The following is a 23,090-nucleotide window of genomic DNA, read 5'->3' as shown; positions in this document are numbered from 1 at the left end:
ATGGATTTCAGCCGCTTTTTTGTCTGGCCTCTGTTCTAATAACTGGCTTCATCGCTTCAAATGGATTCCTGCATTCCATACAATACAAAATACTTCTGCATGCAGTCGGACCGAATACATTTTCCATGGATGTATATTCCGAATCACAATAAGGACAATTAACGGTCCACTGTTCACCTGGAATGTAATGTTCAGGTGGCGGTGCAATTCCATGTTTCTTCAGGTTTCGCTTTCCAGTATCCGTAATTGCATCTGTCGTCCATTCGTGCTGAAACGAAAATTCCACGTGGCATTCCTGTACCCAATCAATTTGCTCAATCGCTTTTCTGACGTCCTTTTCAATAATGTCCAGAGCAGGACATCCGGCAAAAGTAGGCACCATTGAAATGGATACGATGTTTCTATCAACCTTTAGGTCATGAATCATGCCCAAATCATATACACTTACTGTTGGAAGTTCCGGGTCATCAACCGTCTTTAGTACAGCGAAAATCTCGTCGCGTTTTTGTTTCACCTCCATGGCCCCCTTTTTATGGTGAAATTTGAACCTACCAAATTGCTTCTTTGTCACTGTTATACACTTCAGCGAAAGTCTGAATAGCCTGATCCAGATCAGCCGTGTGCTCCTGGTTCCGTCCAATGCCAAGTCCTTTTTCAGGCATACCGGCTGGCAGGGAAACCAGTATAGTTTCCACTTCCTTCAACCACTGTTTTTGCATAAATTCCTCACTGGCAATCAACTGAAATGTAACAATGTCTGATGCTTTCGGCCCCAATTCAAACGCATCACCGAACGCATTCCAGGCCTCTTCTATCCTTTCCTGAATTCTGGAGCGTGCCTCTTCATTAGCGTGCTGCAGCTGCTCCATCCATAATTTCCAGTGTGCCAAGTGATAGGTTTGCTCCATCAAAACTTTTCGTGCAATATTAGCCAGTGGGACATAGGAACTTTTTGTAAGCGCATCCGACTTAACTTTTTTAAGAACCTCGTAAAAATATTGCCGCACAACAACTAATGCCCAGTCATAATATGGTTCCTCGAAATAAATTCCGTCTCCATTTCGTTTTTCAAGAAAAACTGCATTTTTCCGCTTATCCGCAGGCCGTTCATGTGCAAGGATATCTGTTTCGCCTTCCCCAAGTTCCTCCAGCAGACCAAAATACATATTGGCATGCCCCATCGTGTTCTGTGTGATCGACGAAAAAGCAACGTCTTCTTCGATATGTGGTGCAAGTCCAAGCCATTCAGACCCGCGGAATGCCACAATAAAATCATCATCCGCCATCTGATAGATTACTTCTTTTAATGCTTCCAAATAAACAGGATTTTGTTTTGCTTCTCCAGCAGACCTTACGTTATCTGTCATGATTTCTTCACCTCTTTCCACGACATGATTTCTTTCTCATCAAGCATTCCCTGCTCTTTTTCACGCCATTTTTTCCGCAAATATCCATAACCTTTTGTTGTCCGGTATTGTTTATTATCCAACCGTTTTGTCCAGGTTGTTCGTTCCTCACTGGTCATCGAGCGAATATGATCCCGCTGTACAACCCATACATCAAAAACAGCCTCACGACGCATAAAGTTTTCCTGTGCCATCAACATCGCCATGTCGTCATTTGGTGCAAGCAGGCTGAACTGATGCTGGATTGGTGCTTTAGCGCTTTTCTTGCTGAACACTTCATATTCCTTGTAAAACTTTGACTCATCCTGCATTTCCATTGTAACTCCCCTTCCAATTTGTGGTTTGTCATTCAACTATTATGAACTCATTTCCTGCGGGATCAGTGCCTGACGTACCCAGCGATTTTTCTCATAGGCGATTTCCCTTAACCTCAGCCGTTCCTTTGACCTTGGTCCATTATTTTTAATGATATTCTTAAATGCCTTCCAGTCAGGCTGTTGATAAACCCACTGTCCTTTTTCTTCATCGTAATGGATGGTGTCGTCCGGTACAGTCAGCCCAAGTGAAAAAGCACGCGGTAAATACTTATCCAGGAAGGCCTGCCGCAGTTCTTCATTGTTACTCTTTCGAATGCGGTATTTCATCATAATATCCTGTTTGGATGACCCGGTTGTATCTGCAGATGGCGGACCAAAAAACATGAGAAGTGCAGGCCACCAGCGATTCAGCGACTCCTGTAAAATCTCCCGCTGGTATTCGTTACCTTCCGCTAGTGCCATGATAATTGCCTCACCATGTTGAGCATGGAACACTTCCTCTGCGCAAATACGTTGCAGGGCGCGCTGATAAGGACCATATGACGCATCCAGCATATTAGTCTGCGAAATTATTGCTGCACCATCAACCATCCAGCCGACCATGCCCGCATCAGCCCAAGTTTTTGTTGGCATGTGAAAAACGTTGTGAAACTTAAGATCACCGCTCAAGAGATTCTCCATCAAGTTCTCGCGTGTCTTCCCGTAAGGCTTCATTAAATCTTCCGCCACGCGAAGCAGTAGCTGCCCATGCCCCATTTCGTCCTGCACTTTGGCCATAATGCCAAGCTTTCGTTTCAATGTCGGTGCTTTTGGAACCCATTCTTTTTCAGGCAAAGCACCCATAATTTCACTTATACCATGCATAGAAATGAGCTTAATAAGTGCCTGCCGATAATCATCCGGCATCCAGTCATCGGCTTCAATTTTCTCCCCTGCTTCAATCCGTTCCATAAACGCTTCGTATTTTTCCTGATCCACTTCGGAATGATCATTTGCAACATAATCTCCATCCGGAATGTAATTATACATCATTTCATCCCCTTATTACGTTTTATTAACGTCATTGTATCAAATCGTTATATATTGTCAACACAAATTTTAAAATTGTTTGAACAGTTTGTCTTATTTACATAGAAACAACATGTTTGTCAACACTTATTTAATTGACAGAAATGCTGAAACACTATACGATTAATATCACAAATTTATATTTACCGTTTATAATTAATCACATAAACGTTTTAAACAAGAGGTTATTAAGAAAGGAACATAACATGGAAAAACAATTTAATACACGTTCCATGATTTTCACTCTTTATGGTGACTACATCAGACATCATGGTAATGTTATATGGATTGGCAGCCTCATACGGTTGCTGAAAGAATTTGGTCACAATGAAATGAGTGTGCGTGCGGCCATTTCCCGCATGCATAAACAGGGCTGGGTACAGTCCGAGAAAATAGGCAATAAAAGCTACTATTCGCTGACAGAACGCGGAAGGGCACGGATGGAAGAGGCATCCAACCGGATATACAAGTCCCAGTCACCTTCCTGGGATGGCATGTGGCGTATGCTTGTATACACCATTCCCGAGAATAAGCGTCATTTGCGTGACGAACTGCGGAAAGAATTAGTTTGGAGCGGCTTCGGTCTTTTGTCCAATAGCTGCTGGATAACTCCAAACCCGCTGGAGGATCAAATAAATCGATTAGTTAAAAAATATGGAATAAGTGATTATGTATCATTCTTCCGTTCAACGTATGAAGGAATGAGCACTAACCAGGAGCTTGTCGCGAAATGCTGGGATATAGATGAGCTTAATGATCATTATTCACAGTTCATTCAGGAGTACAGCCAAAAGTATGTTATCGATAAACCAAAAATTGAAAAAGGTGAAATCAGCGACGGCAGTTGTTTTGTCAAAGCCGCGATGCTCGTTCATCAATACAGAAAATTTCTTTTTATTGATCCAAACTTGCCTGCAGAACTGCTCCCCGAAAAATGGCTGGGTGATTCAGCGGCATCACTTTTCACGGACTATTACCAGCTGCTTAAGAATCCTGCCAACCGCTTTTTCGAATCGGTGTTTAAACTTGGTAACATCAAAGAGGTAAATAAATAAGGTCAGGCTTTCCGGAGAGTTCGGAAATTATGTGAGTATTCATCCGCCGCAATGTAAATCAAACGCGGCGGATGAACATTTTTCAAGATTATCGAGGCGTTCATTAGAAAACAGCTTTATTGATCTTCTCAAATACTTCCTGTTTACGGAATTCCTGACCCTTTTTTGTATATGTGGAAATCGTTTCTTCAATCATCTCCATATCCTTATCAGTTAAGGTCCGAACTACTTTTCCAGGTGAACCGACTACAAGTGATCTGGGTGGTATTTTTTTGCCCGGTGGAATTAGACTGTTAGCTCCGATAATGGAATACTCCCCAACCTCAACTCCATCCAGCACTGTTGCACCCATCCCGACAAGCACACCTTTCCGTAAGGTACACCCGTGAACAATAGCATTGTGACCAATGGAAACCTCATCTTCCAATGTAAGCGGAAATTGTTCATATAAGTGGCACATGCTATTTTCCTGTATGTTACATCGTTCACCGATTTTAACAGGACCTTCATCTCCACGAATTACTGTATTAAACCAGACACTGGACTCAGCGCCAATTGTTACATTTCCAATCACTCTTGCACCGTCAGCAATGAACACCGAATCATGGATATCCGGACGATGCTCCTTATATCTGTAAATCATAAACTATACCCTCCTCCTATTCATCTTCCATCGTTTTTATTAGTATGGAAGAAACACAGGTTGCAGCTTTCTTGCCGTTTTGCTCCAGTTCTGTTACAACATACGCCAATGTCCTGCCAAGCCGCTCCACTTTTGATGTGATCTCCACTTCACCTTCAAAAACCGGCCGATGAAAGGTTGTGTCCAAATCGATTGACGCAAAACCCTGCTTATCGGTCAGTTTGGATGAAATCGCATAGGCCATCATGATATCCGCAGCTGCCGACAGAAATCCGCCCATTGCCACACCAATTCCATTAATATAATTACGGTCAACCTCCCATGTCCCATATGCAATTCCATCCATGGCTTCATGTGCTGTGATTTGCATGGTGGTATCACATGGTGGTGGTGTCATGCTTTGGTTTGCCACTTTTTGCAAATCACTCATTTTAAAAGTAGTCATCATGAATCCCTCTCTCCGCTCACTGCAAGTTTGCTTATAAAGTTTGTTTTTTTAATGTATACCATCCCTTCCATAGTAGCCACCACTTCTCCGGTGGAAAGCTGTATTTGAATATCATACACAGCTATTTTAGGTGTCCGTTTCTTTTCGGAAGCCGTGCAGATTAGCCTGTCTCCTTCCTTTGCCGGTTCCAGGTAGGACATGTGCACATTCAGCCCGACTGCAATTTGACCATGCGAATTGCTCGCAATGGCAAAGGCGTAATCGGCTAGGGAAAACAACAGTCCGCCATGTGCATACCCATGAAAGTTCAGCATATCATCTTCAATCGTTAATCCTGTTTTTGCAAACCCTGTATCACATTCCAGGAGCTCTATATTTAACCTGCTTGCAAATGGATCCTGTTTGAAAAAATCTATAAGTTCCGTGTCCATCAACTACCTCCTATAATGGCATCAGAAACCAATATTAATTAACCGCCTGTTCCATACGTTTATCGACTATCCGAACCGCTTTCCCCTCTGAGCGCGGAATGGATTTTGGAGGTTTTACATTAACATCAACTGATACAAGACACTCCTGTTTTATAGACGACCGCAATTGCTGTTTAAGCCTGAAAACATCCGCATGCTCCAAATCCTGCTCACACCGTACATACGATTCTTCGGAAAGTTCAACACTTAATTCGACAGCATCCAAATGCCCATCTTTACTCAGGAACAACTGATAGTGTGGTGTCAGTTCTTTTACTTTCAGCAGAGAACGTTCCATTTCAAATGGAAATACGTTAACTCCACGTATGACGAGCATGTCATCAATCCGTCCCTTAACCCGGGTCATCCGGGCAGTAGTTCGGCCGCAGCTGCATTTTTCACGATTAATCGCAGCAATATCCCCTGTACGATATCGTATTATTGGAAGCGCTTCCTTTTTCAGGCTGGTAATAACAAGTTCGCCATATTCCCCGTCCGGAACACGTTCATTTGTATCAGGATCAATCACCTCAAACAGAAAGTGATCCTCCTGAATATGAAGTCCATCCTGTTCTTCCACACATTCGATCGAAACTCCTGGGCCGACTATCTCACTAAGTCCATAAATATCCATTGCTTTAATTCCCAGTTTCTGTTCAATTGTATTACGCATTGCTTCAGACCAAGGTTCTGCACCGAAAATTCCGTATTTCAGACTGGTCCTTTTCGGATCAATCCCCTGCTCCTTCATCTTTTCGGCAATATGTAGTGCATAGGAAGGTGTGGAGCAAATGACTTGCGGCTGAAAGTCCTGAATCAGCATAATCTGCCGTTTCGTATTCCCGCCCGAAACAGGTACCGTTGTAATCCCCAACTTCTCTCCCCCATGATGAAGCCCAAGTCCACCGGTAAACAATCCATAACCATATGCATTATGCATCACATCATTTGGACTGCCGCCTGAAGCTGCAATTGATCTTGCTACAATTTCAGCCCAATTATCAATATCGTTCTCGGAATAAGCTACAACGGTTGGCTTTCCACTCGTCCCGGATGAAGCATGAAGACGGACAATATCCTTCATTGGAGAAGCAAACAACCCATATGGATAATGGTTGCGGAGATCTTTTTTGACAGTAAAAGGCAGCTTTTGTAAATCATCCAATGACTGAATGTCATCAGGATTCAAACCAGCTTCCGTAAACTTTTCCTTATAAAATGGAACCTTGTCATATACGCGCTGCACCGTTTTTTGTAAATTGTTCAATTGCAGCTCCTCCAGCTTATCCCGTTCCAATGTCTCCAATTCTTCATTGAAAATCATGAAATCTCCCTTTCTGATAATATATTTCAGCAAATCCCGGATGTATGACATAATGGTTACTGACGTAGTAAATACGTTATCTATATATGATATCGACACCTCCAAAAGTTGTCAACTGTATTTTGAATTTTTAAAACTAATTATCTTTTCGCTCTACTTTTTGAATGTCTTCTCAACAATTATTCCTCTAACAGCTCATTCCACATATCGAAGGATCCATATTCAGAAAAAAATAATTTTACTGTTGACAACAGAGGTAGATTTTTTATACCATTTGTATAATGAAAAATACTTAACCGTTTATTATTCGTTATATAAAAAGGAGGGTATCAATGGCGTTTTATACAATTGTTGACCGGGAAACATGCATTTCCTCAGGAACCGTTTGATGAAGACCCGAACAAATTTGAGTAATAAAGGAGTTGCATAAAGTTGTCAGAGGAAAATATTTATGATATTACCATTATCGGTGCAGGGCCGGTTGGATTATTTACAGCTTTTTATGCCGGCATGCGGAATGCATCTGTACACATAATAGACAGTATGCCTGAAGTCGGGGGGCAATTAGCTGCTCTGTATCCGGACAAATATATTTATGATGTAGCAGGCTTTCCAAATATCAAGGCAAAAGACCTTGTAGAGCAATTGTATGAACAATCCAAGACGTTTTCCCCTGCATTCAGCCTGAGCGAATCCGTCAAAGATGTCATTCAACTGGAAGATGGCACGTTTAGAATCGAAACATCTGCTGCGATACATCATACCCGGAGTGTCATTATTACAGCAGGCGCGGGAGCATTCCAGCCGCGTAAGCTAAAAGTGGAAAAGGCTGCAGAATTTGAAGATGGTAATCTGCACTATTTTGTTAAAGAGCTTGATAAATTCAGGAATCGACGCGTACTTATTTGCGGTGGCGGTGATTCAGCTGTTGACTGGTCACTGGCACTTGAACCAATCGCCAAAGAGGTTACACTTATCCATCGACGTGATAAATTCCGTGCACATGAGCACAGTTTATCCTTGCTCAAGAAGTCCGGTGTCAACGTCAAAACACCCTATCAGGTAGGTAAATTAATCGGAAATGATAAAATTGAGCAAGTAATGCTTCAGGAAATTAAAGGGGATAACATATATTTATTGGATGTGGATGATGTCATTATCAACTTCGGGTTTGTAACAACCCTCGGACCACTCCAAAACTGGGGGATGGAAACATCCAAAAATGCGATTTACGTAAATCAGCAAATGGAAACGACCGTTCCGGGTATTTTTGCAGCAGGTGATGTTTGCGCATATGAAGGCAAACCAAGGTTGATTGCCACCGGATTTGGCGAGGCGACCATTGCTGTTAACCATGCCAAAGCAATGATTGATCCGAAAGCGAAACTTCATGTGCACAGTACACATTTGTTTGCAACTACTACATGACCAGGTCATACTTAGGAGGTTTCGCTCGTTTGAACAGGGCTTTCGCACGCTCCAGCTGTCATGTAAAAAATACCCTGGCGACATAAAAAGTCAGCCAGAGGTATTTTTTACTCTCGGGCAATTTTTCCTCCTCCAGTCCCCTAACGCCAATCAATCCAATATATAATTAATGGTTACCTTAACATTATCGCTGATCTGCAACTTAACTAAGAAACAGTAATAATTATAAGAGATAGACGGCTGGTTATGATGGCAGGCACTATCATATAGTATTGCCCGATTTGGAGCCATTCCGTCATTCAGATGATTCCTTTGTGTTAATGAAATCCAATGACGAAAAGAGGGCCGTACAATACTGTCAAGCATATGAGCATCTTCCTTATCCGATTCGCCCAAAGTGTTTAACCTCTTGATCATTTCTTTCGCGCTGAGTATCCCCATCCCATGACCATAATAAAGACCATCACCAAGGTAAACGGCATTTTCCCCTTGCCATTGAGGTTCAAGATTGTCAGGATTATCAAAATAAATAACATCACCTGGAATTGGATCAGTGTCTGTAACGATTTTCAATACAAGATCCGAATCGGTAAACCAGCTATACAAATATAAATTCTGAAAATAATTATTAAACGTTTCAGTTCCCAGGTATTGAAGCAAGGCATAGTAATAGATAATGATCATAGCTGTTGCGCATTCAAAAGCATATTCATAACCATTCTTAAAAATATCGGAAATTGCAGCTGAAGGTTTGACTCCTTTTTTTAAATGAAGACCGCCTTGTTCCGTTACAGCCCAAAACACAGTGTTCGCCCTGGTGTTTTCAAAAGTAGCAAAACTAACATGGCTGTTGTTAAGCTTTTTTGCTGCATCCATAATATGTTCCCTTATCAGAATAGTCGTTTCCAAGTTCTGAAAGGTTGAATACCTGTATACGGTTAAGCTATTGTCGAGTTCTTTTAGGATTTGTCTACCTTTATTTGAAACAAAGATGTGATCAATCAATTCATCCCAATGAAAGGACGTACCCGAAATTTCAATCATTTTTGTACACACCTATCCCTAAAAGTCATTTTGACAGTGTATACAATGAAAGGAAATTTTGTGATACCTTCCTTTAAAGTATGCTCCGTAAACTTAAAAGCAGTGAACTTCTTTACGAAGCCCACTGCTTTTAGTTCTATCTTTTCTCCATTTCAGCCATAAGAATTTTATTAACCATCGGCGGATTTGCCTGTCCTTTGGTTGCTTTCATAACCTGACCAACAAGGAAGCCTAAGGCACGGTCTTTTCCATTTTTATAGTCAGATACTGATTGTTCGTTTTCATCAAGAACTTTTGTAATAATTGGTGTCAGCTGACTTTCATCAGAAATTTGTACAAGTCCTTTTTCTTTGACAATCTTTTCCGGATCGCCGCCTTTATCAACCAGTTCAGCAAAAACTTTCTTAGCGATTTTGGAGGAAATCGTTCCATCCTCAATCAATTTAATCATTTTCGCAAGGGCTTTCGGTGTCATCTCCAGATCATGCAGTTCTTTCTGATGCTTGTTCATATAACCGGAGACTTCACCCATCAGCCAGTTTGACGACTGCTTGATATCAGCAGCATGATGAATGGTTTCCTGGAAATAGTCGGACATTTCCTTGGAACTCGTTAATACACCTGCATCATATTCCGGCAGCCCAAGCTCAGCAATGTACCGTTTTTTACGTGCATCCGGAAGTTCCGGAATCTGCTGGCGAATACGCTCCTTCCATTCTTCATCAATATACAATGGTACAAGATCCGGTTCTGGGAAATAGCGGTAATCATCGGAGCCTTCCTTAACACGCATTAAAACCGTTTCCTTCGTTTTTTCATCGTACCGTCGGGTTTCCTGCAGGATTTCACCGCCGCCAAGCAAAACTTTTTCCTGACGCTTTTCTTCAAATTCCAATCCTTTTTGCACAAATGCAAATGAGTTTAGATTTTTCAATTCAGATTTCGTTCCAAACTCTTCTTGACCGATTGGGCGAATGGACAAATTGGCGTCACAGCGCAGTGAACCTTCCTCCATTTTACAGTCTGACACACCTGTATACTGAATAATGTTCTTCAATTTTTCCAAATAAGCATATGCCTCTTCCGGTGAACGCATATCCGGCTCGGAGACAATTTCAATCAACGGGGTGCCTTGGCGGTTATAGTCAACGAGTGAATAGCCGTCATCCTGATGATTCAGTTTCCCGGCATCTTCTTCCAGGTGCAAACGGGTAATGCCAATCCGTTTTTTCTCCCCGTTTACTTCAATCTCAATCCAGCCGTTTTTCCCGATTGGCTTATCAAACTGGGAAATCTGATATGCTTTCGGGTTGTCCGGATAAAAATAGTTTTTCCGGTCAAATTTTGTATCGGTTGCGATCTCACAATTTAATGCCATCGCAGCTTTCATAGCGAAGTTCACTGCTTCTTCATTTAACACTGGCAGTGTACCCGGAAATCCAAGGTCAATCGGGTTTACATTTGAATTTGGTTCATCCCCGAATGCGTTTGGGCTCGGGCTGAAGATTTTTGAATCAGTTTTCAGTTCAACGTGAACTTCAAGTCCGATAATTGTTTCAAAGTTCATTTGTCAGCACCTCCCACTTGAGGGCGTATTGTATGGAAATCAGTAGACTGCTCGTATGCATGTGCAGCACGATAGACAGTGCCTTCATCAAACGGCTTGCCGATAATCTGCAGACCAATTGGAAGTCCTTTTTCCGAAAATCCGCATGGGATAGAGATCCCCGGTACCCCTGCAAGGTTAACTGGAATGGTTAAAATATCATTTGCGTACATTGTCAGTGGATCCTCAATCTTCTCACCGACTTTAAATGCCGGTGTCGGTGTTGTTGGTCCGATGACAACATCATAGTCTTCAAAAATTTTATCAAAGTCATTTTTAATCAGCGTACGGACTTTTTGTGCCTTTTTATAATAGGCATCATAGTAGCCAGAACTCAGTGCAAACGTTCCAAGCATAATCCGGCGTTTCACTTCGTCGCCAAATCCTTCACTGCGGGAGTATTTAAACATATCAATCATGTTGTCGGCTTTTTCTGAGCGCACTCCATAGCGAACCCCGTCAAAACGGGCAAGGTTTGCCGATGCCTCGGATGATGAAAGCAGATAATACGTCGCTACTGCATATTTGGAATGCGGCAAGGAAACTTCCTCCCATTCCGCACCCATTGATTCATATACTTTTAGCGCCTTTTCAACCGATGCCTTTACTTCCGGATCCACACCTTCACCGAGGTATTCTTTTGGAACAGCAATTTTAAGTCCTTTCACATCACCGGTTAATGATTCAGTGTATGCCGGCACATCAACATTCGCACTGGTTGAGTCCATCTTGTCATGGCCGGAAATGATTTCCAGAACCCGTGCATTATCCTCAACATTCCGTGTCAGCGGGCCAATTTGGTCAAGTGACGATGCAAAAGCCACCAGTCCAAACCGGGAAACACGTCCATATGTAGGTTTCAATCCAACGACGCCACAAAATGCTGCCGGTTGACGGATGGAACCGCCCGTATCTGATCCAAGTGAAAATAATACTTCACCAGCTGCAACTGCCGCTGCTGAACCACCGCTTGAACCACCCGGTACGTATGCGATATTCCATGGATTACGGGTCGGCGTGAAACTGGAATTTTCATTGGATGATCCCATTGCAAATTCATCCATATTAAGTTTGCCAATTGTTACCACTTTTTCCGCATTCAGTTTATCAATGACAGTCGCATTGTATAATGGGTGGTCAAAGTTCCGCAAAAATTGACTACCGCACGTTGTCCGCAGTTCTTTTGTAACAATGTTGTCTTTGATGCCAGCAGGTATTCCAAATAAACTTGATGTTTCATCCGGTGAATTTTCCAGTGATTTTGCCTGGCTGCGGGCGTTTTCTTCATCAAGTGTCAAAAAAGCATGGATATCACCCTCGACCTCATTAATCCGATCATATGATGCATCAACGAGATCTTCCGGTGTAATTTCTTTCTTTTTCAACATGTTTTCCAATTGCTTTATACTGTGATCAAACAATGCCATAATTACCTACCCTCCCTATTCCAAAATTGATGGAACACGGAACAGACCATCCTGTTTATCCGGAGCGTTTTTCAGCGCTTCCTCTTTAGTGATCCATTCTTTCGGTTCATCTTTGCGTAGTACATTTTTCAAATCGAGCACATGTGTTGTTGGTTCCACATCATCTGTATCCAGTTCATTCAACTGTTCAGCATATGTAATGATGGAATCCAGCTGATCAGCAAGCTTGTCCGCCTCTTCGTCGTTAAATGCCAGCCTGGCCAAATGCGCAACATGCTTTACCTGGTCTTTGGAAATATCTGACATATGGTTCACACCTCCATAAAAATTTTGTTTATAGCCTTTTTCATATACTACAATTCACTTAATTTCCCTCTTCTTATTATTATAATTTTATTTATTCAACACTATAGATAATAGCAGAGTCGGCAGTACATAAGCAACTAATGCACAAAAACGTATGCAATATTACAACAGGAATAATTGCTAACATATTCTTTTTAGCTGCATACGATATAGCATTAAAAAAACACAAAAAAATACCCGGGGGTTTCCACACCACCCAGGCAAGTTCATATAGTAATAGGGTAAAAACTTTAGTGATCAGTCTCTAGATAATTAGAGACTGATAGTGTTGCCGATTGAGAGAACGCTAGGTTCCGCGTCTGAAGCCAAATCAACTGGCTCCTGAGTGAATAAAAATCCTGCTGTAAGGAGTGTGCCTAATGACAATGTTACAATCAACTTTTTCATTTATATCCCCCCTTTAAAATAATCATCTATAAATTAATCAATTCATCATACGTTTGATTAGCTAGTTTATAATACTTTACAGACTCTTTATATTTCTTTAGTGCTTCAAAATGTCTGCCAAGCATTCTAGCATATACAGCTAAATTGGCAAAATCTTTCTGTTTCTGCAAAAATGGTATTAATTCATTAATAACCAATTTTTCATATTGTTCATATTCTTGTCTTATAACTAAATCATATGCATTTAATGCGAGAAAATGAATATTATATGCACTTTTATCTGAAATAGACTCAAATAATTCGAATCCCTTTTCAATTATCTCACTAGTTTTCTCAATCTCGGAAATATTATAATACTCTTTAATTAATGATATAACAGTAATAAGTCTTGTATTTAAATCAACTTCTTTATTATTTAAAACCTCATTATAATAATATATTGCTTTTTTTCTTTCCCCTTTTGATGAATGAAGATATCCTAAATTATGGTTGGTTAATTGTATGATTTGAGCATTATTACTTAATTCGCCTAAATGCTTTGCTAAGTTATGATGCTTTATTGACTTATCATACATTCGAATTCTTCGGTATGAAATCCCTAGAACCGAGTGACACTGAGCACAGCGTATAAAATTATAGCTTTTTCTGAAAGTATCAATTGCCTTTTCAGCATATTCAATTACTTCGAGCGTATTATGTAATTTACTGTGTGTAACTGCAATCACATACTGTATATCGGCAGTTGAATCTTCCGATAAATCCAAATGGTTTAATTTTTCTTCTGCTTGTTTATACATTCGCATTGCTTGATTAAATGCGCCTGTAATCGAGCAATAATTACCTTTAAACTTATACCAATAAAACTGATGAAGGCTGTCAAATGTTCCTGACAATTCGGTTATTTTATTAATTTGTTTCAATGCTGAATCGTTTTCACCAATAACCAGAAAATATCTGATTTTGTGGATTTCAAACATAACCAGATTATCAGATTGGCTTTCATAGATAAGTTCATTAAGTTCCTCATAAGTTTTGATAATTTCCGCTTTATCCTTCGTATCAAACAGCATGTCATACCATTCCTGGCATTTCTCTTTAATTGTTTCATCTGTTTCGTCGGCAAACTGAATGCCAAGGCGTGTACAAAGCAAACTGATTACATTCGGACTTGCCTCTGTTTTTTGGTTTTCAATTTTTGACAAATAAGCATATGATACAATTCCCTCAGCCAATTCAGCCTGGGTCATTTCCTGCTGGATTCGATGTAATTTGATATATGGACCAATTTCCATCTTTATACCCACCTCTCTGACTGAATTGAAATTGCATACAGGCTTTTTCTATATTTCTATAATAGCATATTTTCAAAAAAATTCATATTGGGAAAGTTGAAGGCTTTCAAGAGGTTTAAACCACTTAAAAACTTGCCGACTTTCCTGATTCGAGGAAAGTTGTACAAAAAAAGTCCTTTTTTACCATGTTTCTGTGTAAAAAGGACTTTATCGAATTTTGTAAGCCTATAGACTTATAACATTTCTGATGTAGTTTTCCCTTGCATGTGATGGATCAGATAATCAGGGCCGCCTGCCTTGGAGTCTGTACCCGACATATTGAACCCGCCAAATGGCTGGTACCCGACGATTGCTGCAGTGCAACCGCGGTTGAAATACAGATTACCGACATGGAAATCTTCGCGTGCCTGTTCCAAATGTTCGCGATTATCGGTAATTACGGCACCAGTCAGTCCGTATTCCGTATTGTTGGCAATTTCGATCGCACTGTCAAAGTCTTTCGCTTTCGTCAATGCTACAACCGGACCGAAAATTTCTTCCTGCATGATGCGTGCTTCTGGATCAGCATTACCGAATACTGTTGGATTAATAAACCACCCTTTGCTATCGTCACCGGTACCTCCAGCCAAAAGTTCACCTTCTTTTTTACCGATTTCAATATAACCCATAATTTTATCATATGCCCCCTGATCAATAACAGGACCCATAAAGTGTGAGTTATCATGCGGATTACCCGCTGACAGTTCTTTTGTCAATTCGGTAACACGGTCTTTCACCTGATCATAAACATCTTTGTGAATGACTGCGCGTGAACATGCCGAACATTTCTGGCCGGAAAATCCGAATGCTGACTGAACAATGGATTGTGCCGCGAGCTCAAGATCTGCTTCATTGTCAACCACGATTGTATCTTTACCCCCCATTTCAATAATCGTACGCTTCAACCATTTTTGGCCCGGCTGTACTTTTGCTGCACGTTCGAAAATACGTGTGCCGACATCACGCGATCCGGTAAAGCTGACGAAGCGTGTGCGCGGATGCTCAACGAGGTAGTCGCCAACTTCACCTCCCGGACCGGGGATATAGTTGATAACTCCTTTTGGAAGTCCTGCTTCCTCCAGCACTTCCATCAATTTGTAGGCTATAACGGGGGTTGCGCTTGCCGGCTTAAGTAGAACCGTATTTCCCGTGACCATTGCCGCAACCGTTGTTCCCGCCATGATTGCAAACAAAAAGTTCCAAGGTGAGATTACCACACCGACACCTAAAGGAATGTAGTGGAACTGATTATGTTCAATTGGACGGCTGTTAACATGTGCACCGTCTTTCAGTGCAAGCATTTGCCGGCCATAATATTCCATGAAATCAATCGCTTCCGCTGTATCTGCATCTGCTTCCTTCCATGGCTTTCCACCTTCTTTCACCAAAAGAGCGGTGAATTCATGTTTCTTTCTGCGGACAATTGCTGCTGCACGAAAAAGTACATCAGCACGGAACTTTGGATCTGACTTTCTCCAAGTTTCAAACTTTTCATCAGCTGCTTTCATTGCCTGCTCCGCTATTTCTTTATCTGCTTTAGAGACATATCCGACGACCTCATCCTTTTTTGCCGGATTCACCGAAACTATTTTTTCTTCCGTTGTAATGCGCTCTCCACCGATAATCAGCGGGTACTCCTTACCAAGATCTGCTTCAACCTTTTTAAGGGCTGCAAGCATTTCATTTCTGTTTTCTTCGATTGTAAAATCTGTGAAAGGTTCGTGTTTGTATGGTATTACCATGTCAATTACCTCCCTGAAAAGTTTTGGCTTGATAAAGATGACTGGATATTCGCGGTTTTGCACAGGATATTCGTGTTTATGATGCGTATATTCGCGTTTTTGATACATATATTCGCAGTTTCGGATCGGATATTCGCGTTTTTGAAATTTTCCAAGTCCAATAGTAACAAAACACTGGCAGATTCAAATCAATAAGCAAAAAAGGTATGAATCAGACTGATTCATACCTTTTCTTTAATGCAGAATATGGACTTCCGGTTTATTGGAGCCTGCTTTCCGGTAAATGAAGCTTTCCAGACGTTCATTCGATTTAATTTTAATTTCCAGATCATAATAGTCCGGAAACATTTCTTTTACCAGTCCATATGTGTACTGGGTAAAACCGATAACCTCCCCCTTCCCGTAAAATTCAATCGGGATTTCCAGTGTAAGTTTCTTAAGTTCATTCTTAATATAAAAACCATTTCCAATTACCCCAACATAGTTTGGAAAGTAATCCGCAATTTCAGCTGCGAAGTCATCAATCAGCTGTTTATCATCAAAGTGGTGTTCTTCGGCAAAATCGGATGGAAAAAGAACATAGTCTTCCTGTATTTTTTCCCATTCATTTATTTTCTTGTCGCCGCCTTTCACAGCCGTTTTTGCTACATAGTTACCGGGTACGGGAGAACTTTGCTTTTCTTCACGGTAAATGGCTATCAAAATCGGAATGTTCTTAAGACCATCCATTTCCCGGATACGTTTAAGTACTGTTTGTGCTATCTGTTTCCCTTTTTTCAGCATGACATCCTTATCGATTTCCTCGTAATAGTACGGTCCACCGGTTTCTGTCTGAAACCTGTATACGGATTTCATAGCGATGCCAATAGACAGCCCTTTCAGCTGAACAGAATTATCCTCCTTTTTTACAAGATAATTCTGCTCCAGGATGTGTGATAAATATTTAGGATTATTCCGTTGTTGTTTTTCGGACTCATCATTCTTGATTGGTGGATTTAATGCCATGGAAGACACACGCTTAACTTCTTCCTCAACTTCCTTCCTGTGCGTCTTAATTTCTTGCTCACTTGGGCTGTTGTTACTTTTCCATATTTTCATTTTTTGGTCAATTGCATCCTGAATTTGTTTGTCTGTCAATTCCCGTTCAAGCCATTTATACATCATGTCTTTACCCAAATATTGACCTTCTTCAAAAAAATACTTGTTTGGATCATAGTATTCTTTGGAATGTCTCCTAAGACCTTCTGACATTTCATCTATATCAAGCCTGTTGCCCATTTGATTCACAATAACACCACGTGCAGCACTGGGACGATAAGGCAGAATCGTCTTATACATTTCATCCGACAATTGGTAACTGGGAACAATCGATGTCTTTTCCGATTCACTATCGTCTTCCTTTTTAACTACCTCTTCATTATCAAGTGTAGATGGTGAACAGCTCGTCAGGATCAGGACGGCACCCAACAGCAATATTATAAATTTCTTCAACTTCCCCCGCTCCTTACTAATCTAAGACTTCACTAAGTTGTTCCTCGCTCCAGACCGTTACACCCAGTTTTTGTGCTTTTTCAAGCTTTGACCCGGCATCTTCACCGGCAATGACGAAATCGGTCTTCTTGCTGACACTACCCGTAACTGTACCACCGAGTTGTTCAATCGCTTCCTTGGCTTCTTTCCTTGTAAACCACTCCATCTTCCCGGTAAGGACAACCGTTTTTCCTGTAAATACTGAGTCCCCGGAAATATCCTGCTGCTTCGGTCCAGTGTATTCCATGTTGACACCCAGATTGTCCAATTCATTTATCAGCTCTTTAACTTCCACTTCCTCAAAATAGCGGACAATGGAATCAGCCATTTTTTCACCGATTTCATCAATCGCAACAACATCCTCAAATGTTGCCTGCTGGAGATTTTCCATTTTTTCAAAATGGGATGCAAGCGTTTTTGCGGCTTTCGATCCGATAAACCGGATTCCCAGCCCGAAAAGCAGTCGCTCCAGTGAATTTTCTTTGGAAGTTTCAATAGCCTGAAGCAAGTTACTGACAGACTTTTCGCCCATCCGCTCCAGTTGCAATAGATCTTCCTCTTTTAATCGGTAAATATCGGCAATCGTATGAACGAGGTTTTCCCGGAACAGCTGAATAATCACCTTCTCACCGAGTCCGTCAATGTTCATGGCATTTCGGGATACAAAATGGATCAGTCCTTCTTTTAACTGCGCCGGACAGCTCGGATTAATGCATCGTAATGCTACTTCTTCCTCCAGTCGGACAAGCTCACTGTCGCACTCCGGACATTCTTCCGGCATAAAAAATTCCTTTTCCTCACCTGTCCGTTTTTCCTGAACCGCGCGAACAACTTCAGGGATGATATCACCGGCCTTTTTAATGACAACCGTATCACCGAGACGAATGTCCTTTTCGCGAATCAAATCCTCATTATGCAGGGAGGCGCGCTGGACAGTTGTTCCGGCCACCTTAACGGGGTCAAGTAATGCAGTTGGCGTGATTACCCCGGTTCGTCCCACACTCAATTCAATCTCACGTATAGTTGTAATCACTTCTTCGGCAGGAAATTTATACGCAATTGCCCATCGGGGACTTTTAGCAGTGAATCCGAGTTCCTCCTGTTGGTCAAGATTATCCACTTTCACGACAATCCCGTCAATCTCATAGTTCAAGTTCGGACGTTCATTCTCCCAATATTCCACATACTCAATAACTTCCTCAATCGTTTCACACTTTTTCCATTCCGAATTCGTTTTGAAGCCTAGTTCTTTTAAATATTTAAGCCGCTCACTGTGGGATGAGAGGTTTCCTGACTCCCATTCGCCAACCCCGTACAGAAAAATATCAAGATTCCGGCTGGCGGCAATTTTTGGATCAAGCTGTCGTAACGATCCTGCTGCCGCATTCCTCGGATTGGCAAATGGTTCTGCGTCATTTTTTTCACGTTGCTCATTTAATTTCAAAAAAGATTGATGCGGCATAAACGCTTCACCGCGCACTTCAATCGTTTCTGTGTCTTTTATGGTTAACGGCATACTGCGGATGGTCCGTAAATTACTCGTAATATCCTCGCCGGTTGTTCCATCACCGCGAGTTGCGCCGCGAACAAACTTTCCGTTCTCATAAAGCAATGAAACAGCGAGTCCATCAATCTTCAATTCACATACATATGAAATGGGAGCATCGGTGCCTTGTCTTGCCCGACGTGCGAAATCACGCAGGTCGTCCGCGCCAAAAGCATTCCCAAGACTCAGCATCGGTACATTATGCTGCACCTTCTGAAATGCCTCAAGCGGCTCACCGCCCACTCGCTGCGTCGGTGATTCAGGCGTAACCAGCTCAGGAAATTGTTCCTCCAGCTTGCGGATTTCCTGCATCTTCTGGTCATATTCCGCATCCGGTACACTCGGATTATCCAGTACATGATATTCGTAATTATATTGATTCAGCAGGTCTGTCAGTTCAGCAATCCGTTGCTGTGCCTCTTGCTTTTCCATCAGACAGACACCTCCCTATTGTTTCGTAATTGGGGCAAATTTAGCCAGTACGCGTTTAACACCAGTCGGTGCCGGGAACGCAATATCCAATTCCATTCCTTCGCCTTCACCCTGGACCCTTACAACAGTTCCGGTACCCCATTTTTTGTGACTTGCCTTATCGCCGGGTGCCCACGTTTTACTTTCAGCACCGGTTGTTTGCTGCATTTTTTCCGCCTTGCGTTTCATTGGCTTGTTCTTCGGTTGTTCTCCGATCGACCCAAACATCGTATCTCGGGCCTGTTCGAAGCCATCGAGCAGTTCTTCCGGGATCTCGTTAATAAACCGGCTGATTGGATTCATATTGGTCCTTCCATATAATGTACGCATTTTTGCATGGGTCATGTATAGTTGCTGCTCTGCCCGGGTAATTCCGACATATGCCAAACGCCGCTCCTCTTCCATTTCTTCATCGTCAAACATGGAGCGGCTGTGCGGAAATACATTTTCCTCCATCCCAATCAAAAAGACGACAGGAAATTCGAGGCCTTTAGCTGCATGAAGTGTCATTAGCGTTACTTTCGTTTCTTCATCGGCATCTGCATCATCATTCACCTTATCAAGATCAGCAATCAGCGCGAGGTCCGTTAAAAAAGCGACAAGTGTCTTATCTTCACTCGTCTTCTCAAAATCCTGGGTTACCGTCATGAATTCCTCAAGGTTTTCCAGTCGGCTTTGAGACTCAATCGTCCGCTCATTTTTCAGCGAATGTTCATATCCGGTCCGCTGCAAAACTGCTTCCACCATATCTGTCGCGGTCAAAAATTCCTGCTGCTGTGACAATGTTTGAATGAGTTTGCCAAATTCTGCGAGTGCTTTGGCCGCTTTTTTCGGTACTCCGGTAAAGTCCACTTCTTTCACTGCCTGATAGAATGAAATCCCTTGATCTTCCGTATATGCACGCAGCCGTTCAATCGATGTTTTACCGATACCTCGCTTCGGTTCATTGACAACCCGTTCAAAGCTCAAATCATCATCAGGATTGGTTATCAGTCGTAAATATGCCGTTAAATCCTTGATTTCTTTCCGCTCATAGAACTTTTGACCGCCGACCATCTGATAAGGAATAAAAGATTTAGTCAAGGTAGACTCAATGGCACGGGACTGTGCATTTGTCCGGTACAGTATCGCAATATCATTTCGGGAAAAACCTTCTTCTCCGGTAAGCTCCTGGATTTTATCGGTAATAAACAATGCTTCTTCCTGTTCCGTTGTGCCTTGGAAATAATGAAGGTTTTTCCCCTCGTCATTTTCCGTCCACAGATTTTTCGGCTTGCGTCCGGTATTATTTTTAATAACTGTATTTGCTGCATCCAAAATCGATTTGGTCGAACGGTAATTTTGTTCGAGAAAAATCGTCCGTGATGACGGGTAGTCCTTTTCAAAGGAAAGAATATTGGCGATATCCGCACCGCGCCAGCGATAAATCGACTGGTCGGAATCCCCGACAACACAAAGATTTTCATATTTACTGGCGAGTTGTTTAACCAAATAATATTGGGCATGGTTTGTATCCTGATACTCATCGACATGGATATACTGAAACCTGCGCTGATAATACTCCAGCACTTCCGGAACCCGCTTGAACAGATGAATCGTCTGCATAATCAAATCATCAAAGTCAAGCGACTGGTTTTTCTGCAATGTTTTTTGATAGCGATCATACACCTGGGAAACCTGCCGTTCAAAAAAGTCGCCGACCTTACTGCTGTATTCCTCCGGCGTAATCAGTTCATTTTTGGCGGAACTGATGGCTCCAAGCATCGCACGTGGTTCAAATTTTTTTGGATCAATGTTCAAATCTTTCAACGTTTGTTTAATCACCGAAAGTTGATCACTGCTGTCGAGGATCGTGAAATTGCTGCTGTAACCGATTCGGTCAATATCCCTGCGGAGAATCCGGACACACATCGAGTGAAACGTCGAGACCCAAATCTGTTCACTTCCCGGTCCGACAAGTCCGCGGACACGCTCTTTCATTTCACGGGCCGCCTTATTGGTAAACGTGATTGCCAGTACATTCCGTGGCGGGACATCCTTTTCTCCAAGCAAATAGGCGATGCGGTGTGTGAGCACACGCGTTTTTCCGCTTCCGGCACCTGCCATAATCAGTAATGGGCCTTCTGTATGTTTAACAGCTTCCCGCTGTTCATGATTTAATCCTTTCAGTAAATTATCCATTGTTTGACTCACAATGTCACCGCCTTTATTTATCGTTTGTTTCATTTGCTGCTTCTACCGTTTTAATTGCTTTTTTAATATCTTCATAAATAATATTGCCAACAACGATTGTGTCAGCATGCTCTTTCATTTCGTTCGCCTGAAAACTGTTTTCGATTCCACCGCCGTAAAACAATTTCGTATGGTTTAATTCATTTTTTACCTTTTCAACAAGCTGCGGGTCACCATATGTACCGCTGTATTCCATATAAAAGACAGGCAGATGAAAAAAGTTTTCAGCCATTTCAGCATATGCCAGCACATCTTCTTCATCGGGCATAGTGCAATTTGTTTTTTTAAATGCTTTTGCTTCATGGTTCAAAATACAATACCCTTCGACAGCTGTTTCATCCCAGTTCATCAAACCTTTATATTCTCTAAGGGCTTGATGCTGCAAACCCATCATCCACTTTTTTTCCGTGCTGTTCATAACCATTGGAATGTAGTAATAATCAAAGCCCGGCGTAATTGCTTCCATTGATGATATTTCCAGAATACATGGAACGGTGTGCCGGCGAATGCGTGACAGCAAGTCCAAAACCCCGTCCAGTGTAACATCGTCAGTTCCGCCAACCATAACGGCATCTGTCCCGGACTCACAAATCAGATCGAGATGTTCATCCGAAATATCTTTGGCCGGATCCAGTTTAAATAAGTGATTCCAATTGTTTGCTGTATAACCCAATGTTCATATCCTCCATCGTGTTGATTCCGATTCTAAATTCGCTACATTTAAGTATACCAAAAATTGCGTTGTGAATTTAGGTTTATGTAGGATGTTTTTAAAATTGTTATAGGGAGAGGCTGATTGCTTCAGCAGTGTTGTGAATTTGGATGACTTTTAACCTCGCAGTTAAAATAAAGCAGCTAATTCATTTATCAGGGGAAAAGCTGAAGAAGGGAATGCTGCAGCGGAGGGGCCCTGCTGCAGCATTATGTAAACATTTATTCATCAGCATCCATAATCCGGTCCAGGACAAGCTTATACCCGTCACTGCCGAAATTTAGACACCTTCGCACGCGGGATATGGTTGCCGTTGACGCATTTGTTTCCTTTTCAATAATATTGTACGTATGGCCTTCTGTCAGCATTTTTGCAACCTGCAGCCGCTGGGCGATGGAATGTATTTCGGACATCGTAGCAATATCATCAAAAAATTTATAGCATTCTTCCCGGTCTTTTAATGATAAAATTGCATCGAAAAATTGATCCAGCTGCTTTCCGCGCAGTTTATCGATTTGCATGACTGGCCCACCTTCT

The 23,090-nt window shown here is 41.8% G+C and carries 22 protein-coding genes; 2 read left to right on the top strand and 20 right to left on the bottom strand.

What is annotated here, in order from left to right:
• Positions 1-7: 7 nt before the first annotated feature.
• From paaD to paaA, 4 genes are read right to left on the bottom strand one after another with little or no spacing between them, the layout of a single operon-like run.
• Positions 8-520, bottom strand: a complete 513-nt coding sequence (paaD, locus tag HUX68_RS16780; protein WP_174615871.1) for a 1,2-phenylacetyl-CoA epoxidase subunit PaaD — start codon at positions 518-520, stop codon at positions 8-10.
• A 28-nt stretch (positions 521-548) separates the two neighbouring features.
• Positions 549-1,367, bottom strand: coding sequence for a 1,2-phenylacetyl-CoA epoxidase subunit PaaC (gene paaC / locus HUX68_RS16775; protein ID WP_174615870.1), 819 nt, complete (start codon positions 1,365-1,367; stop codon positions 549-551).
• Positions 1,364-1,717, bottom strand: a complete 354-nt coding sequence (gene paaB / locus HUX68_RS16770) for a 1,2-phenylacetyl-CoA epoxidase subunit PaaB (protein ID WP_174616511.1) — start codon at positions 1,715-1,717, stop codon at positions 1,364-1,366. Before paaB ends, paaC begins: the two co-directional genes overlap by 4 nt.
• A 45-nt stretch (positions 1,718-1,762) precedes the next feature.
• Entirely contained in the window at positions 1,763-2,752 is a 990-nt protein-coding gene (paaA, locus tag HUX68_RS16765; protein ID WP_174615869.1) for a 1,2-phenylacetyl-CoA epoxidase subunit PaaA, read from the bottom strand.
• A 245-nt stretch (positions 2,753-2,997) separates the two neighbouring features.
• Between paaA and paaX the strand changes: the two genes are divergently transcribed.
• Positions 2,998-3,846 (top strand): phenylacetic acid degradation operon negative regulatory protein PaaX, encoded by an 849-nt coding sequence (gene paaX / locus HUX68_RS16760; protein WP_174615868.1) that lies wholly within the window; start codon positions 2,998-3,000, stop codon positions 3,844-3,846.
• A 103-nt stretch (positions 3,847-3,949) separates the two neighbouring features.
• On the opposite strand, the gene HUX68_RS16755 is transcribed toward paaX, so the two are convergent.
• The 4 genes from HUX68_RS16755 to paaK are packed head-to-tail and all read right to left on the bottom strand — an operon-like array spanning position 3,950 to position 6,731.
• Complete coding sequence (locus tag HUX68_RS16755) at positions 3,950-4,489, bottom strand: gamma carbonic anhydrase family protein (protein ID WP_174615867.1); 540 nt, start codon at positions 4,487-4,489, stop codon at positions 3,950-3,952.
• Positions 4,490-4,505: 16 nt separating this feature from the next.
• The gene (locus tag HUX68_RS16750; protein WP_174615866.1) at positions 4,506-4,937 is read right to left on the bottom strand and encodes a PaaI family thioesterase; all 432 of its coding nucleotides are present in this window, start codon (positions 4,935-4,937) and stop codon (positions 4,506-4,508) included.
• Positions 4,934-5,368: a hydroxyphenylacetyl-CoA thioesterase PaaI gene (gene paaI / locus HUX68_RS16745; protein ID WP_174615865.1), complete on the bottom strand. Its 435-nt coding sequence runs from the start codon at positions 5,366-5,368 to the stop codon at positions 4,934-4,936. The genes HUX68_RS16750 and paaI overlap by 4 nt, the downstream gene beginning before the upstream one ends.
• A gap of 34 nt (positions 5,369-5,402) precedes the next feature.
• Positions 5,403-6,731, bottom strand: coding sequence for a phenylacetate--CoA ligase PaaK (gene paaK, locus HUX68_RS16740; RefSeq protein WP_174615864.1), 1,329 nt, complete (start codon positions 6,729-6,731; stop codon positions 5,403-5,405).
• 432 nt (positions 6,732-7,163) lie between these two features.
• Here paaK and HUX68_RS16735 point away from each other — a divergent pair, with 432 nt between their 5' ends.
• Positions 7,164-8,159 (top strand): NAD(P)/FAD-dependent oxidoreductase, encoded by a 996-nt coding sequence (locus HUX68_RS16735; RefSeq protein ID WP_174615863.1) that lies wholly within the window; start codon positions 7,164-7,166, stop codon positions 8,157-8,159.
• Between the two features lie 150 nt (positions 8,160-8,309).
• Here the strand turns inward: HUX68_RS16735 and HUX68_RS16730 are convergent, their stop codons facing one another.
• From HUX68_RS16730 to HUX68_RS16680, 12 genes are all read right to left on the bottom strand, one after another.
• On the bottom strand, positions 8,310-9,203 hold the full coding sequence (locus tag HUX68_RS16730; RefSeq protein WP_174615862.1) for a protein-glutamine gamma-glutamyltransferase: 894 nt from the start codon (positions 9,201-9,203) through the stop codon (positions 8,310-8,312).
• A gap of 136 nt (positions 9,204-9,339) precedes the next feature.
• Complete coding sequence (gatB, locus tag HUX68_RS16725) at positions 9,340-10,770, bottom strand: Asp-tRNA(Asn)/Glu-tRNA(Gln) amidotransferase subunit GatB (protein ID WP_174615861.1); 1,431 nt, start codon at positions 10,768-10,770, stop codon at positions 9,340-9,342.
• Complete coding sequence (gatA, locus tag HUX68_RS16720; protein WP_174615860.1) at positions 10,767-12,236, bottom strand: Asp-tRNA(Asn)/Glu-tRNA(Gln) amidotransferase subunit GatA; 1,470 nt, start codon at positions 12,234-12,236, stop codon at positions 10,767-10,769. The genes gatB and gatA overlap by 4 nt, the downstream gene beginning before the upstream one ends.
• 15 nt (positions 12,237-12,251) lie before the next feature.
• Positions 12,252-12,542, bottom strand: coding sequence for an Asp-tRNA(Asn)/Glu-tRNA(Gln) amidotransferase subunit GatC (gene gatC / locus HUX68_RS16715; protein ID WP_174615859.1), 291 nt, complete (start codon positions 12,540-12,542; stop codon positions 12,252-12,254).
• Between the two features lie 312 nt (positions 12,543-12,854).
• Positions 12,855-12,989 carry a hypothetical protein gene (locus HUX68_RS19465; RefSeq protein WP_281355766.1) on the bottom strand — a complete coding sequence of 45 codons (135 nt, stop codon included), beginning with the start codon at positions 12,987-12,989 and terminating at the stop codon, positions 12,855-12,857.
• A gap of 26 nt (positions 12,990-13,015) precedes the next feature.
• A complete protein-coding gene (locus tag HUX68_RS16710) occupies positions 13,016-14,281 on the bottom strand; it encodes a helix-turn-helix domain-containing protein (RefSeq protein ID WP_174615858.1) in 1,266 nt (421 codons plus the stop codon).
• Positions 14,282-14,514: 233 nt separating this feature from the next.
• Positions 14,515-16,062: an L-glutamate gamma-semialdehyde dehydrogenase gene (gene pruA / locus HUX68_RS16705; RefSeq protein ID WP_174615857.1), complete on the bottom strand. Its 1,548-nt coding sequence runs from the start codon at positions 16,060-16,062 to the stop codon at positions 14,515-14,517.
• Between the two features lie 234 nt (positions 16,063-16,296).
• The gene (locus HUX68_RS16700; protein ID WP_174615856.1) at positions 16,297-17,553 is read right to left on the bottom strand and encodes a CamS family sex pheromone protein; all 1,257 of its coding nucleotides are present in this window, start codon (positions 17,551-17,553) and stop codon (positions 16,297-16,299) included.
• A 16-nt stretch (positions 17,554-17,569) separates the two neighbouring features.
• On the bottom strand, positions 17,570-19,570 hold the full coding sequence (ligA, locus tag HUX68_RS16695; protein WP_174615855.1) for an NAD-dependent DNA ligase LigA: 2,001 nt from the start codon (positions 19,568-19,570) through the stop codon (positions 17,570-17,572).
• Positions 19,571-19,585: 15 nt separating this feature from the next.
• Positions 19,586-21,790 carry a DNA helicase PcrA gene (gene pcrA, locus HUX68_RS16690; RefSeq protein ID WP_425509546.1) on the bottom strand — a complete coding sequence of 735 codons (2,205 nt, stop codon included), beginning with the start codon at positions 21,788-21,790 and terminating at the stop codon, positions 19,586-19,588.
• Between the two features lie 25 nt (positions 21,791-21,815).
• On the bottom strand, positions 21,816-22,514 hold the full coding sequence (gene pcrB / locus HUX68_RS16685; RefSeq protein WP_174615854.1) for a heptaprenylglyceryl phosphate synthase: 699 nt from the start codon (positions 22,512-22,514) through the stop codon (positions 21,816-21,818).
• A 260-nt stretch (positions 22,515-22,774) separates the two neighbouring features.
• Positions 22,775-23,074, bottom strand: a complete 300-nt coding sequence (locus HUX68_RS16680) for a YerC/YecD family TrpR-related protein (RefSeq protein WP_174615853.1) — start codon at positions 23,072-23,074, stop codon at positions 22,775-22,777.
• Positions 23,075-23,090: the final 16 nt, after the last annotated feature.

It is taken from the genome of Virgibacillus ihumii, from assembly GCF_902726655.1.
In the GTDB taxonomy this organism is placed as follows: Bacteria; Bacillota; Bacilli; order Bacillales; family Amphibacillaceae; genus Lentibacillus; species Lentibacillus ihumii.
This window is presented reverse-complemented; position numbering and strand designations above follow the sequence as displayed.

Coding starts and splice junctions, on each gene's coding strand:
- paaK (WP_174615864.1), bottom strand. CDS start 6,731: ATGATTTTCAATGAAGAATTGGAGACATTGGAACGGGATAAGCTGGAG.
- paaI (WP_174615865.1), bottom strand. CDS start 5,368: ATGGACACGGAACTTATAGATTTTTTCAAACAGGATCCATTTGCAAGC.
- gatA (WP_174615860.1), bottom strand. CDS start 12,236: ATGGCATTGTTTGATCACAGTATAAAGCAATTGGAAAACATGTTGAAA.
- paaC (WP_174615870.1), bottom strand. CDS start 1,367: ATGACAGATAACGTAAGGTCTGCTGGAGAAGCAAAACAAAATCCTGTT.
- HUX68_RS16750 (WP_174615866.1), bottom strand. CDS start 4,937: ATGATGACTACTTTTAAAATGAGTGATTTGCAAAAAGTGGCAAACCAA.
- pcrA (WP_425509546.1), bottom strand. CDS start 21,790: ATGGATAATTTACTGAAAGGATTAAATCATGAACAGCGGGAAGCTGTT.
- paaX (WP_174615868.1), top strand. CDS start 2,998: ATGGAAAAACAATTTAATACACGTTCCATGATTTTCACTCTTTATGGT.
- paaB (WP_174616511.1), bottom strand. CDS start 1,717: ATGCAGGATGAGTCAAAGTTTTACAAGGAATATGAAGTGTTCAGCAAG.
- HUX68_RS16710 (WP_174615858.1), bottom strand. CDS start 14,281: ATGGAAATTGGTCCATATATCAAATTACATCGAATCCAGCAGGAAATG.
- gatC (WP_174615859.1), bottom strand. CDS start 12,542: ATGTCAGATATTTCCAAAGACCAGGTAAAGCATGTTGCGCATTTGGCC.
- pruA (WP_174615857.1), bottom strand. CDS start 16,062: ATGGTAATACCATACAAACACGAACCTTTCACAGATTTTACAATCGAA.
- HUX68_RS16730 (WP_174615862.1), bottom strand. CDS start 9,203: ATGATTGAAATTTCGGGTACGTCCTTTCATTGGGATGAATTGATTGAT.
- paaD (WP_174615871.1), bottom strand. CDS start 520: ATGGAGGTGAAACAAAAACGCGACGAGATTTTCGCTGTACTAAAGACG.
- HUX68_RS16755 (WP_174615867.1), bottom strand. CDS start 4,489: ATGATTTACAGATATAAGGAGCATCGTCCGGATATCCATGATTCGGTG.
- ligA (WP_174615855.1), bottom strand. CDS start 19,570: ATGGAAAAGCAAGAGGCACAGCAACGGATTGCTGAACTGACAGACCTG.
- paaA (WP_174615869.1), bottom strand. CDS start 2,752: ATGTATAATTACATTCCGGATGGAGATTATGTTGCAAATGATCATTCC.
- gatB (WP_174615861.1), bottom strand. CDS start 10,770: ATGAACTTTGAAACAATTATCGGACTTGAAGTTCACGTTGAACTGAAA.
- HUX68_RS16680 (WP_174615853.1), bottom strand. CDS start 23,074: ATGCAAATCGATAAACTGCGCGGAAAGCAGCTGGATCAATTTTTCGAT.
- HUX68_RS19465 (WP_281355766.1), bottom strand. CDS start 12,989: ATGAAAAAGTTGATTGTAACATTGTCATTAGGCACACTCCTTACAGCA.